Genomic DNA, 13,394 nt, shown 5'->3' on the forward strand with positions numbered 1-13,394 from the left:
GGAGTGGGAGTGGGCTGCGGGATCGCCGGGTCAGCGGCCTCGGCCGATGACCCGGCCCGGTCAGGCGCGCCTGTTGCCGCTGATGACTCGGAAGAGGAAGGCGATGAGCGCGATCACGGCGACGATCAGCGCCACCCACAGCAGCCAGTTCAGGGCGGTGTTCAGGCCGCCGACGATCGCCAGCACGACGGCGACGACGATGATGATGAGAAGTGCGATGTTCATGGGACTCTCCTCGAGATTGCCGAGCGCCCTCTCGGGGCGGAGATCGCGTAGACGCTCGGATGCCACGGGGGCACGAGCCCACGTTCCCACCGCGGTGCCCCCGTGCTCAGGGGCTTGACGGGCTTCTCGGCGCAGTGCTACCGCGATAGCGCCGACCGGGCGGCGGTGTCAAGTGCGAGGTGTGCGCGGGCAGCCGCGCCTACCGTCGTGGGGGAGGCGCGTGCGTGCGCGCCGGAGAGGCCGATCATGCCAGGTGGGCGCGGATCCAACAGCCTGAAGGACCCCGAGCTGTACGAAGAGCTCCGAGACGACGGGGCGTCGAAGGAGAAGGCCGCCCGGATCTCGAACGCGGCGGCCCGCGACGGTCGCTCCGCGGTCGGCGCCCGGGGCGGTCGATCGGGCGACTACGAGGACTGGACGGTGCCCGAGTTGAAGAAGCGGGCGAAGGAGCTGGGCTTGACCGGCTACTCCTCGAAGCGCAAGGCCGAGCTCATCTCGGCTCTGCGGAATCACTGACCGCCGTGGCGCGTCTCGTCCGGGTCGATCCGGGTGCCGACGGAGGCATCTCCCGCACGCGAGCGGGCACCGGGTTTCGGTACACCGCGCCCGACGGAGGTGCTGTCAGCGCATCCGATCGCGAGCGCATCGCCGCTCTCGTCATCCCGCCGGCCTGGCAGGACGTCTGGATCTGCGCCGAGGCACGTGGGCACATCCAGGCCGTCGGCACGGACGACGCCGGTCGGCGGCAGTACATCTACCACCCGGACTGGACGCAGCGCCGTGACCGGGGCAAGTACGCCCGCGCCCTCGCGCTCGCCGAGGCGCTGCCGCGCGCCCGCGGCCGGGTGACCGCCGCCCTCCGCCGGGGCGACGAGTCCCGAGAGACGCTGCTGGCGGTCGCGTTCCGGCTGCTCGATGCCGGGGCGATCCGCATCGGATCGCGTGCCTATCTCGCCCGCGGCGGCGGGCGCGGGCTCACGACCCTGCAGCGCCGCGATGCGAGCATCGAGGCCGGTGTCATCACCCTGGCCTTCCCCGCGAAGAGCGGGGTGCGCGCCCGGATCGAGATCGAGGACGAGGACCTCGCCGCCGCGCTCGAGCCCCTCACGGCCGGTCGTCCGCGGTCCACACTGCTGTCGTACCGCCGAGGGCGTCGTCGGGTGCCCCTCACGCCCGGCGATGTGAACGCGTACGTCCGCGCGCTGACCGGGGGCGACTTCACCGCGAAGGACTTCCGGACGCTGCGCGGCACCATCGCCGCGGCCGACGCGCTCGCGCGGCTGGGGGAGGCTCCGACCAAGAAGGCCCGCAAGGTCAGCGAGCGCGAGGCGGTGCGGGCGACGGCGACGCTGCTGTGCAACACCCCGTCGGTCGCCCGCAGCAGCTACATCGACCCGCGGGTCTGGAAGGCGTACGGCCGCGGAGCGCTGCTCGATCTGGCCATGTCGCCCGAGACGGCGTTGCGGCGGCTCGTGCAGGGGTGACGCCCGGGCGCCCAGCTCGGGGCGTGGGCCCGGGGCCCGCGACGGCACGACGGCGGTGACCCGTCGCGACACGCGGCGCTCGGGCGCTCCATCCGGGGTGTCGGCGAGAATCCCCGCCGTTGTGTCGCAGAGCGGCGGGATGCGGGCGGGAGGGCGACGCACTAGCGTGAGTCCGTGCCATCCGTGCCCGGCTTCTCGTGGACCCACCTGGGGCTAGTGGTGGCCGGGGGCGCCATCGGCACCGCCGCCCGGGCGGGGCTCCTGCTGATCAATGCGCCGGCCTGGCAGGCCGTCGCGGTGCCGGTGATCAATGTCATCGGGGCGTTCCTGCTCGGTGTCGTCACGGCGGTGGTCGTGCGGCGCGGCGACACCGCATCCGTGCGGGCGGCGCGGATGTTCCTCGGCACCGGCGTCCTCGGCGGCTTCACGACCTACAGCACGTTCGCTGTGCAGGCGATGACGGCCGCGCCCGTCGGGCTCACCGTCGCCACCGCCGTGCTCGGCGTCGGAGCGGCGCTGCTCGGCCTGCGGATGGGGCGAGCCCGCGGTGAGGGAGCGACGCCGTGACCCCCCTCCTCTTCCTCGCGGTCGTGGCGGCCGGCGGACTCGGCGCCGGAGCACGGTACCTGGTCGACGTCGGCGTGGGCGCGCTCTGCGGAACCCGTTTCCCGTGGGGCACGCTCGTCGTCAATGCGACGGGATCCTTCGCGCTCGGCATGCTCGTCGGCGCCGTGTCGGATGCGGCTGTGCTCGCCGTCGCCGGCACGGGTCTGCTGGGCGGCTACACAACCTTCAGCGCCGTGGCCGCGGTGAGCGCCGTGCTGCTCACCGAGCGGCGGGCCGCGGCATCCGTCGCCAACGCGCTCGGCACCCTGGCTCTGACGGCCGGCGCCGCGTGGGCCGGTCTCGCCCTCGGCACAGTGCTGCCTGTCTGATCCGACAGTCCGGACGCTTCGTGTCGCTGGGCTCGCTCAGCGACCGGGTTCGTGCCATGCCACGGCTCTGACCCGCGGGGTCACTGCTTCGTGTCGCTGGGCTCCTCGCTCATCCACCGGGCACCTTCCTGCGAACCCCGTCTTCGCCAGGAGCCGAGGGGCGAACCCGCGTGGGATACTTGCCCCGATACATCCGTGTATCGTGCCGCGCAGCGGCGCATCCTCAGCATCACGTCGCACGCCAGCACCACACCGCATCCGGTTCGCTCCGGCCGTCACGAAAGCGCGCCCGTGTCCTCTCTTGCCGTCCTGAGCCTCAGAAACCGCGCCCTGATCGCGCTCGTCACGATCGTCGCCGCGGTGTTCGGCGGTCTCGCGCTCGCGAACCTCAAGCAGGAGCTCATCCCGTCGATCGAGCTGCCGGTGCTCTCCGTCGTGACGACCTACCCGGGCGCATCGCCCGACGTCGTGAGCAACGACGTGTCGACGCCCATCGAGACGGCGATCCAGGGTGTTCCGGGCCTCGAGTCGACCACGGCGACCAGCACGACGAACGCCTCGATCATCCAGGCGTCGTTCACCTACGGCACCGATCTCGCGACCGCCGAGCAGAAGATCCTGCAGGCGATCAACCGCATCCAGTCCCAGCTCCCCGACGACGTCGAGCCGAACGTCATCTCGGCGAGCATCGACGACTTCCCGGTCGTGCAGCTCGCCGTCACCGGATACGACGACGAGGAGAGCACGCAGAACCTGCTCGAGTCGAACGTCGTGCCCGAGATCGAGGACGTCGACGGCGTCAACGCGGCGCAGATCGTCGGCGGCATCGGCCAGCGCATCACGATCACCCCCGATCAGGCCGCGCTCGCCGAGAGGGGCTTCACGCAGCAGGCGATCACCGACGCGCTCGACGCCAACGGCGTGCTGTTCCCCGGCGGGGAGATCACCGAGGGCGACCAGACCCTGACCGTGCAGACCGGTGCGAAGATCACCTCGGTCGACGAACTGGCGGCGCTCCCGCTCGTTCCGACCGACGCCGCGCAGGCGGGCACGGGCCTCGTCACGATCGGCGACGTGTCGACCGTGGCCGCAGAGCGTGACCCGGTCGCCTCGATCTCGCGCGTCGACGGCGAGCCCGCCCTCACCATCGCCGTGACGAAGCTGCCCGCCGCGAACACGGTCGACGTCTCGCGCGGCATCCTCGCGGTGCTCCCGGATCTCGAGGACGACCTGTCGGGTGCGACCTTCACCGTCGTGTTCGACCAGGCGCCGTTCATCGAGCAGTCGATCGAGGCCCTCGCCGAGGAGGGCCTGCTGGGCCTCGTGTTCGCCGTCATCGTCATCCTGATCTTCCTGCTGTCGGTGCGCTCGACGCTCGTCACCGCGATCTCGATCCCCACGAGCGTGCTGATCACCTTCATCGGCATCCAGGCCTTCGGCTACTCGCTCAACATCCTGACCCTCGGCGCCCTGACGATCGCGATCGGCCGCGTCGTCGACGACTCGATCGTGGTCATCGAGAACATCAAGCGGCACTACGTGGCCGTCCCCACGCCCAATCCGCACGGCGCTGGCACGCCGCGCGGAGCCTCGGGGCGCAGGAGCCCGGCCGACAAGCAGCGCGCGATCCTGCTCGCCGTGCGCGAGGTGGCGACCGCCATCACCGCATCGACGCTGACGACGGTCGCCGTGTTCCTCCCGATCGCATTCGTGGGAGACCTCACCGGCGAGCTGTTCCGTCCCTTCGCGCTCACCGTGACCATCGCGATGCTCGCGTCGCTCTTCGTCGCCCTCACGATCGTGCCGGTGCTCGCCTACTGGTTCCTCCGCCCCGGCAAGCCCGTGCTCGACGCGCAGGGCGAGTGGATCGACCCGGAGGACCCGGCCGCCCCGCCAAGCCGGCTGCAGAAGAGCTACCTGCCGCTCCTCGGCTGGACGCTGAGGCACGGCATCGTCACCATCGTGCTCGCGGTCGTCGTGCTCGCCGGCACCATCGCCGCGGTGCCGTTGATGAAGGTCAACTTCCTCGGCGACAGCGGGCAGAACACCCTGACCGTCACCCAGGACCTCGGCCCTGCCGCCAGTCTCGCCTCCGAGGATGCTGCCGCGCAGCGCGTCGAGACCGCGCTCGCCGAGGTGCCAGGCATTGAGACCGTCCAGGTGTCGATCGGGTCGAGCGGCTCGGCGCTCCGCGACGCCTTCAGTGGCGGAGGCGCCGGCATCACCTACTCCATCACGACCGACGCGGATGCCGACCAGACCGCGGTGCGCGACGCCGTGCAGGATGCTGTCGCCGCCCTCGACGACGTCGGCACCGTGACGGTCGCCGCGTCCGGCGGGGGATTCGGCTCGAGCGACGTCGAGGTCGACGTGACCGCACCCGACGGCACGACGCTCCGGGAGGCGACCGACGCGGTCGTCGCCTCCCTCGGCGAGCAGGACGGTATCGGCCAGATCTCCAGCAATCTGTCGGCATCCCTTCCGTACATCGCCGTCTCGGTCGACCGGGATGCGGCAGCGGCACTCGGGCTCTCGGAGGTCGCGGTGGGCGCGCTCGTGTCGAACACGATGCAGCCCCGCCAGGCCGGCTCGATCGAGGTCGACGAGACCGCCGTGACGGTCTACATCGCCGCGGCGCAGGCGCCCGCGACGATCGACGAGCTGCGGGCTCTCACGATTCCAACGGCCGCCGGAGCCGTGCGCCTCGACGAGATCGCGACGGTCGACGAGACCGAGGGACCCACCTCGATCACGACCCAGCGCGGACAGCGCACGGCGACCGTGACCGTCTCGCCCGCCACCGACGACCTCTCGGCGGCGTCCACCGCAGTGGACGCCGCGCTCGACGCGGCCGACCTGCCGCAGAGTGCGGACGCCTCCGTCGGCGGCGTGCTCACCCAGCAGCAGGAGGGCTTCGTGCAGCTCGGCCTGGCGATGCTCGCCGCGATCCTGATCGTCTACATCATCATGGTCGCGACGTTCCGTTCGCTCCTCCAGCCGCTGCTGCTGCTCGTGTCGGTGCCGTTCGCGGCGACCGGCGCCATCCTGCTGCAGATCGCCAGCGGCATCCCGCTCGGCATCGCCTCGCTGATCGGGGTGATCATGCTGATCGGCATCGTCGTGACGAACGCGATCGTGCTCGTCGACCTCGTCAACCAGTACCGTGAGAAGGGGCTGAGCGTTCACGACGCGACGGTCGCGGGCGGGTCACGCCGTCTTCGCCCGATCCTGATGACGGCCCTCGCGACGATCTTCGCGCTGACGCCGATGGCTCTCGGCGTCACCGGTCACGGCGGGTTCATCTCCCAGCCGCTCGCGATCGTCGTCATCGGCGGACTGGTGTCCTCGACCGTCCTGACGCTGCTCGTGCTGCCGACGCTCTACAACCTGGTGCTGGGCGCACGGGAGCGGCGCGACGCGCGGCGGGGCGACGCATCGGGGAGCGACGCGGCGCCAGATGCCGGGACTCGGGACGTCGCCGGGGGCGTTCCGCCCACGCGGCGCGGACTGCGGGACCCGCAGGCGTAGGCGCCGACATAGACGTACGCGTCGCTGTCGGAGTCACCGCGGATGATGCCGACCCCGCGACAGGCGTGGTCTCGGACACGGACACGGACACGGACACGGCGAGCGCAACCCGACCCGCGAGTCCGGTCTTTCCGGTCCCTGGGCGAGGAGCATCGCTCCGTGACGGAGGGGAGGGGAGCTCGTTGCGCGTGGGCGCGTCGTCTCGCTGCGCTGGCGGTTCCTGAGCGAGGAGCACCGTTCCGAGGCGACGGGCGGCGACGGGGCCCTCCCCGCCCCGACGAGCGCCCGCAGGGGCGCTCGTCTCGGTCCCCGGGCGAGGAACGAAGCTCCGAGACGAAGGGGCGAGGAACGTGTCGTGCCCGTCGGACACGGGCGCCGCCTCGGTCACGACCGTCGGCGCCGCGAGCTGAACGGCGGGAGCGGCGGCATCCGCCTGCGTGCAGACCTTCAGGGCGCTGAGGAACACGCCGGACCATCCGAACATCGCGCCGAAGCAGATGACCTCGAACAGTGCCAGGTTGATCTCGCCGGTCACGAAAACCCAGGCGCCGGCGAACACCATCACGAACACGAGGACGGTGGTCGCCAGCAGGCGGCGCGGCATCCCGTGCATCATGAACGGGCTCGTCAGCAGCAGGCCGACGAAGCCGAGCACCATGGCGCCTGCGACCTGGTCGTGCACGACTCCGTTGAGGTTGAGCGGGATGCAGCCGACGAGGGCCAGGTTGACCCCGATGATCGAGTACATGATGCGGGCGGTGCGGGCGGTGCCCCGGCGCACGCGATCCCGCCCGAGCGCGCGCAGCTCCCGCGCGGAGGCTCGACCGAAGATCATGATGAGCACGCCGCCCGCGATCAGCGCGCCGTTGAAGAACGCCGCGGAGCCGTTCTTGAACGTGCCGAGCTGGCTGAAGTGCAGGTGCCACCACACCTGATCGGTCGTCGTCGCGATCGAGATCCCGATGCCGACGAGCATCGTCGTACCGAAGAACGTGGCTATGCGCCTGGCGCTCGCAGCGAGCAGACGCGCCACCCACGCCCGGGCGCGCGTGCGCTCCGGAGGAGTGTGTCCCGTCGCCGCGATTGCGGACGAGACACCGACGAAGAACGGAACAGCAAAGCGCATGCGGGTACCCTCCACCCAGACGGACACCGAAGTCCCCCCGGTCGAGCCGCTGTAACCCCGTCTCGCGCCGGTTGACGAGCGCCGGACCCTGTATCCGACGCGGCGGAAAGACCGCTGACTCTACGATATCGGCGATCCGTTAACGGAATGCTCGGCGTGTGTTACCGATTGACCCTCGACGAGGCAGTATGCGGCGGGCGGGGAGCGATGGCGGAGGCTTTCGGAGCACCCTGGTCAGGCGCCCGGCACAGGATGCCGGGCGCCTGTCTCGCTCAAGCATCCGGATCACGCCGAAACCCTGCACAAGTGAGACACCGACCCCCGGAACCACCCACACTCTCGACCCCGTGTCTCACTTGTGCAGCCGGAAACCCCGACCGACCTGCACAAGCGAGACACGGATCCGGGACGACCGCCGTCGGGAGACTCTCGGGTTCGCTTCAGGCGTGCAGGGCGACGCCCCACTCGAGCTCCCAGGTCTCGCCCGGGTCGAGCCAGCGCAGGTCCCGGCCGGAGTTGAAGGCGTCCGCGGGGGCGGTCATCGGCTCGATCGCCACCGCCAGGTCGTGACCCGGGTAGCGATCGGTCGTGAAGACCTGGAGATACTCGAAGTCGGCACCCGCCCACAGCTCCACCCGGCGTCCGTCCGGGGCGTGCAGCAGCCCTCGGATGCGACCGTCGGCGCCGCGGCGCACGAGAGTGTAGGCGGCGTCGAGGTCGAGGTCGCCTACTCCGCGGGGCTCCCGCAGATCGTGGGCGGGGTCGACGGGCTCCTCGGCCACGGGCAGCTTGCGCTCGTCGAGCCGGAACCACGCGGCCGCGTCTACCTGCAGCCGCAGGTCCGCGGTCGCGACGTCGGAGAGGGACAGATACGGGTGGATGCCGAGAGCGACCGGCGCCGCATCCGCCCCCACGTTGGTGATGGTGTGCACCACGTCCAGTCCGTCATCGGTCAGGGCGTACGTCACCCGTGTGTCGAGGTGGAAGGGGTATCCGGTCTGCGGGAAGACCTCGGCGCCGAGGGTGACCGCATCCGGCTGAGCGGCGATCTCGCGGTAGGGCGCGAACCTCAGCAGGCCGTGCGAGGCGTTGCCGAACTTCGGCTCGCTGATCGCCAGCTGATACGTCTCGCCGTGCTGCGTCCATCGCCCGTCGCGGATGCGGTTCGGCCACGGCACGAGCACGACGCCGGATGCGGCCGGGGTCGCGATGTCGTCGGGATAGCGGGGCACGAGATCGACATCGCCGATGCGGAGCGCTCGGAGGGCTGCCCCCACCTGTGCGATCTCCGCGGAGGCGTTCGCGGAGCGGAGGACGAAGCGGTGTCCGGTGGGATCGGCGGTCATCCGCCCAGGGTATCCCGCCGCCCGGCGCGCTCTCAGGCTCGTGCGCTATCCTGAACGGTCGGCTCTGGACACCGCGCACGCTGCGCGGATGGGTTTGTGAGTCCATGGGGCCGATGGTGAGCGCACTTCGGCGCACATGAATCATCATCGAAAATGGCCCCGGCCGACGGATGTCCGGGTATCGCCGCGTGCGCGCGGCTGCTGTTCTCGTGCGAGAGAACCCAGAAGGACACCATGCCCAAGAACAAGAAGCCCGCGGGCGGACGCCCGGCGAAGAACTTCGAGCCGCGGTACGGCTCGAAGACCTCGTTCCAGGACCGCAAGCGCCGCCCCGGCGAGGCCTCGGCCGGCACGACCGGATCCAAGAGCGTCGGTCACCGCGGCTACCGTGCCGACGAGGCCGGAGCCGAGGCGCCCAAGCGCCGCTGGAACGCGCAGGAGAAGGCCGGACGCAACGAGTCGCGCGCCATCCGCTCGAGCAGCCGTGACGACCGTCCCGCCCGTTCGTACGACGCCCGTCCGGTGCGTTCGTACGGTGATCGTCCGGCTCGTGACGACCGTCCGGCCCGTTCCTACGGGGACCGTCCGGCGCGTTCGTTCGGCGACCGGCCGCAGCGTCGGTTCGAGGACCGGCCCGCTCGTGACGATCGTCCGGCGCGTTCCTATGGGGACCGCCCGGCTCGTTCGTACGATGACCGCCCGGCTCGCAACGACCGCCCGGTTCGCAGCGACCGCCCGGTTCGCAACGACCGTCCGGCTCGTTCGTTCGACGACCGCCCGCAGCGTCGTACCGATGATCGTCCCCGTCGTGACGACCGTCCGGCCCGCTCCACCGGGGATCGTCCCGTGCGTTCGTTCGACGACCGCCCCCGGCGTTCCGCCGACGATCGTCCGCGTCGCAACGACAGCGCTGGCCGGTCGGACTGGAAGGCCGCGCCCAAGGCCCACGACGCGCACGTCGACGTCGTGCACGAGCGCCTCGAAGCCGAGTCCGTCGTCGCCGAGACGATCGAGGGCCAGGGGTTCGGCGAGCTCGGCCTCGGACAGAACATCGTGAAGGCGCTCGCCGAGCTCGGCGCGCCCTCCCCGTTCCCGATCCAGGCGGCCACCGTGCCGTCGATCCTTGAGGGGCGCGATGTGCTCGCCCGCGGACGCACCGGATCCGGCAAGACCATCGCGTTCGGCGCCCCGCTGGTCGAGAACGTGCTGCGGTCGCAGGCCGGCACCAGGCGGGAGTTCGGCCGGTCGCCGAAGGCCCTCATCCTCGCGCCGACGCGTGAGCTCGCCCTGCAGATCGACCGCACCGTGCAGCCGATCGCGCGCAGCGTGGGACTGTTCACGACCCAGATCTACGGCGGCGTGCCCCAGGGACGTCAGGTCGGGGCACTCCGCAAGGGCGTCGACATCGTCATCGGCACGCCGGGGCGCATCGAGGACCTCGTGGAGCAGGGCAAGCTCGACCTGTCGCAGGTCCAGGTGGCCGTCCTCGACGAGGCCGACCACATGTGCGAGCTCGGCTTCGTCGAGCCGGTGCAGCGCATCCTGCGGCACACGGCGAAAGACAGCCAGAAGCTGCTGTTCTCCGCGACCCTCGACCGCGAGGTCGCCGCTCTCGTCGACGAGTTCCTGAAGGAGCCCGCGGTCTACGAGGTCGCCGGTGAGACGCAGGAGTCCGGCACGATCGACCACCGCGTGTTCGTGATCGACCACCGCGACAAGGGCGAGATGCTCACGTCGCTCGTCGACCGCGACGGCAAGACCCTCGTGTTCGCGCGCACCCGTGCGTACGCCGAGATGCTCGCGGAGTCCTTCGAGGACGCCGGCATCTCCGCGGTCGCCCTGCACGGCGACCTCAACCAGGCCCGCCGTACCCGTAACCTGCAGCGTCTCACCGACGGCAAGGCGCAGGTGCTCGTGGCGACGGATGTGGCGGCCCGCGGCATCCACGTCGACGACATCGATCTGGTGGTCCAGGCAGATGCGCCCGACGAGTTCAAGACCTACCTGCACCGCTCCGGCCGCACGGGTCGCGCGGGTCGCTCCGGCACCGTCGTGACGCTCATCACGCGTCAGCGCCGCCGCCGGATGACCGAGCTGCTCGGCCGGGCCGAGATCGACGCCCCGTTCGAGGAGGTACGCGTCGGCGACGACGTGATCGAGGAGGTCGCGGGCCGCCAGCTCGCCGACGTCACGTCCTGAGCCCGCATCGTCCACGCGCGGGGTCTTGCCTTGCACTATCCGTGAGGCACGCCCTGCGCCGCACCATCCGCGAGACCGTATCTTCGCGCCGAGACAGTGGGGTAACCCCACAGTCTCGGCGCGAGGGTGCAGTCTCGCGGTCGTTTACGCCGCGGTGTGCCGCTGTCGCTCGATGCGGCCGCCCTGCGGGCGGTGCGAGAGGCGGGAGATACGATCTCGCGGCCATTGCGTGGCTGCGCCGCAGCGACGAGACGGACCCCGAGTGAACGAGCACCGGGACCCTTTGTCTCGCAGCTCTGCCCCTCGCTCAGGAACCGATGACGAGAGACGCTCGGCTTCAGAACAGGCGCGGAGCGGGGTTGATCGCGGCACGTCCGCGGCTCGTGATGCGCACGGATGCGGCGACCGCTGCAGCCGCCGATCCGCCCGCGGCTCCCGGCCGCGTTCCGCGTGCGACTCCGAACTCGGGCCCGGCGCCGCCGGCGGGGCGTCCGCGGACCGGTTCCTCTTCGTCGCGGCCGTCGAGCCCGTGTGCCCGCAGCAGCGGGCGCACGCGTCGTGCGAGCCACTGCCGGTACGGCTTCGGTGCAGTGGCGGATGCCCCGGGGTAGAGCCCGAGGTAGCTCGAGACGAGCTCGGGATGCTCGCGCCGGAGCCACTGCATGAACCACGGTTTGACCCCGGGCCGCAGGTGCAGCGCACCGTAGACGACCCGCACCGCACCGGCCGCGCGGATGCGGGCCAGTGCCTCGTCAAGGGCTGCGCCCGAATCGGTCAGGTGTGGCATCACCGGCATGAGGAAGACGGAGACCCGGAACCCCGCATCCGTCGCCGCGCGCACGGTGTCTAGTCTCGCCTGTGCCGTCGGGGTGCCCGGCTCGATCGCCTTCTGCAACTCGTCGTCGAACACCGCGATCGACATCGCGAGCGACACGGGCACGCGTTCGCGCGCCTGTGTGAGCAGCGGCAGATCACGGCGCAGCAGCGTGCCCTTGGTCAGGATGGAGAACGGGGTGCCGGAACCGGCGAGAGCCTCGACGACCCCCGGCATCAGCCGGTAGCGCCCCTCTGCGCGCTGGTACGGATCGGTGTTCGTGCCGAGAGCGACGTGCTGCCGCTGCCAGCTTCCCCGCCGCAGCTCGCGCTCGAGCACCTCCGCCACATTGAGCTTCACCACGACCTGCGAGTCGAAGTCCCGACCCCCGTCGAGGTCGAGATACGTGTGCGTACCGCGGGCGAAGCAGTACACGCAGGCATGCGAGCAGCCTCGGTAGGGGTTCACGGTCCAGTCGAACGGCATCGCCGACGACCCGGGCACGTGGTTCAGGGCGGAGCGCGCGGCGACCTCGTGGAACGTCATCCCCGCGAACTCGGGCGTCGTCACCGAGCGGACGAGTCCCTCGAGACGCTCCATGCCGGGAAGCGCCGCGTCATCCGTCGCGCCCACCCGCTGCCCCTGCCATCGCATCCGTCGAGTAGAACAAAGATACGAATCAAAGTCAATACTCTCATCGCAACATTCGTAGCGGGTGCGGCGCCAGCGGGTCGGGTGCGCTGTGCGCGGCCGTCGAGTGGACGACAATGGATGAGTGATCCACCCCGCCGACCCCGCGGCGGCCACTACCCGCCGTGCCACGCGCGCGACCGTCGTCCGGTTGCGCCGACGCCGACTCGCGGTCGTCGGCGCCGTCCTCGCGGTCGTGGTCGTGGTCATCGCCATCGTGGGGCTCGCGCGGTCCGGTCCGGTCTCCGATGCGGCCCCGGAGCAGGCGCGCCCCGCCGCGGCCGACGCCATCCCGGCGCCGCGGTTCACGACGGTCGCGCCCGCGGCCTCCATCTGCGACGACCCCGCCGTCGCCGCCGCGGTCGCAGCCGGCGACGACGAGGCGGTCGTGGTCGCCGCGGGCGGAGGCGCCGCGTTCCGCGAGGCCGTCGTCTCGGGCGCCGCATCCGCGTGCGTGTCGCTCTCCGACCCGGCGCGGCGCTGGGTCGTGGTGAACAAGCAGCGCCCGCTGGATCCGATCTCCTATGAGCCGGAGGGACTCGACCAGGTGCAGGGCCTGCGCACCTTCAACGCAGGCATCCTCCGTCAGGACGCCGCGGAGGCCCTGCAGTCCATGGCCACGGCGATCCAGCAGGCCGGCGTGGGCGAGATCGGGCAGCTCAGCGGCTACCGCTCCTACGACGTGCAGGTGACCACCTACGCGGAGAACGTCGCCAAGGGCGGACAGGCCGAGGCCGATATCTCGAGCGCCCGTCCCGGATACAGCGAGCATCAGCTCGGCATCACGATGGACCTCATGCCGTGCTCGAACGGGTGCGGCTCGCTCGACGACTTCGGCGCGTCTCCCGAGGGGCAGTGGGTGGCCGAGAACGGTTGGCAGTTCGGGTTCGTCGTGCGGTACGAGGAGGGCCAGACGGGCATCACCGGTTACGAGGCGGAACCGTGGCACCTGCGCTACCTCGGCCCGGAGCTCGCGCGCGCCTACCACGAGGGCGGATGGCGCACGCTCGAGGAGTTCTTCGGCCTCCCCGCCGCCCCCGACTACCC

General features: G+C 71.0%; 10 protein-coding genes. 7 read left to right on the top strand and 3 right to left on the bottom strand.

The window, feature by feature from the left end:
* Nucleotides 1-60: 60 nt before the first annotated feature.
* Nucleotides 61-225: a hypothetical protein gene (locus tag GVL03_RS22070; RefSeq protein ID WP_200847229.1), complete on the bottom strand. Its 165-nt coding sequence runs from the start codon at nt 223-225 to the stop codon at nt 61-63.
* 246 nt (nt 226-471) lie between these two features.
* Between GVL03_RS22070 and GVL03_RS17710 the strand changes: the two genes are divergently transcribed.
* The 5 genes from GVL03_RS17710 to GVL03_RS17730 all read left to right on the top strand — a co-directional run bounded on the left by GVL03_RS17710 (nt 472) and on the right by GVL03_RS17730 (nt 6,172).
* Entirely contained in the window at nt 472-741 is a 270-nt protein-coding gene (locus GVL03_RS17710; RefSeq protein WP_159502338.1) for a Rho termination factor N-terminal domain-containing protein, read from the top strand.
* 5 nt (nt 742-746) lie between these two features.
* A complete protein-coding gene (locus GVL03_RS17715) occupies nt 747-1,709 on the top strand; it encodes a DNA topoisomerase IB (RefSeq protein ID WP_159502339.1) in 963 nt (320 codons plus the stop codon).
* A gap of 174 nt (nt 1,710-1,883) precedes the next feature.
* Entirely contained in the window at nt 1,884-2,276 is a 393-nt protein-coding gene (locus GVL03_RS17720) for a CrcB family protein (protein ID WP_235038225.1), read from the top strand.
* Entirely contained in the window at nt 2,273-2,644 is a 372-nt protein-coding gene (locus GVL03_RS17725) for a CrcB family protein (protein WP_159502340.1), read from the top strand. The genes GVL03_RS17720 and GVL03_RS17725 overlap by 4 nt, the downstream gene beginning before the upstream one ends.
* A gap of 291 nt (nt 2,645-2,935) precedes the next feature.
* The gene (locus GVL03_RS17730; RefSeq protein ID WP_159502341.1) at nt 2,936-6,172 is read left to right on the top strand and encodes an efflux RND transporter permease subunit; all 3,237 of its coding nucleotides are present in this window, start codon (nt 2,936-2,938) and stop codon (nt 6,170-6,172) included.
* 1,566 nt (nt 6,173-7,738) lie between these two features.
* On the opposite strand, the gene GVL03_RS17735 is transcribed toward GVL03_RS17730, so the two are convergent.
* Nucleotides 7,739-8,644: an aldose 1-epimerase family protein gene (locus GVL03_RS17735; protein WP_159502342.1), complete on the bottom strand. Its 906-nt coding sequence runs from the start codon at nt 8,642-8,644 to the stop codon at nt 7,739-7,741.
* Between the two features lie 234 nt (nt 8,645-8,878).
* Between GVL03_RS17735 and GVL03_RS17740 the strand changes: the two genes are divergently transcribed.
* The gene (locus tag GVL03_RS17740; RefSeq protein ID WP_159502343.1) at nt 8,879-10,843 is read left to right on the top strand and encodes a DEAD/DEAH box helicase; all 1,965 of its coding nucleotides are present in this window, start codon (nt 8,879-8,881) and stop codon (nt 10,841-10,843) included.
* Between the two features lie 337 nt (nt 10,844-11,180).
* Here the strand turns inward: GVL03_RS17740 and GVL03_RS17745 are convergent, their stop codons facing one another.
* Nucleotides 11,181-12,311 (bottom strand): Rv2578c family radical SAM protein, encoded by a 1,131-nt coding sequence (locus tag GVL03_RS17745; protein WP_159502344.1) that lies wholly within the window; start codon nt 12,309-12,311, stop codon nt 11,181-11,183.
* A 121-nt stretch (nt 12,312-12,432) separates the two neighbouring features.
* On the opposite strand from GVL03_RS17745, the gene GVL03_RS17750 reads away from it, so the two are divergent.
* On the top strand, nt 12,433-13,394 hold a 962-nt coding region (locus GVL03_RS17750; RefSeq protein ID WP_159502345.1), incomplete at its 3' end, for a M15 family metallopeptidase.

The sequence above is a fragment of the Microbacterium sp. 18062 genome (assembly GCF_902706225.1).
Classification (GTDB): Bacteria; Actinomycetota; Actinomycetes; order Actinomycetales; family Microbacteriaceae; genus Microbacterium.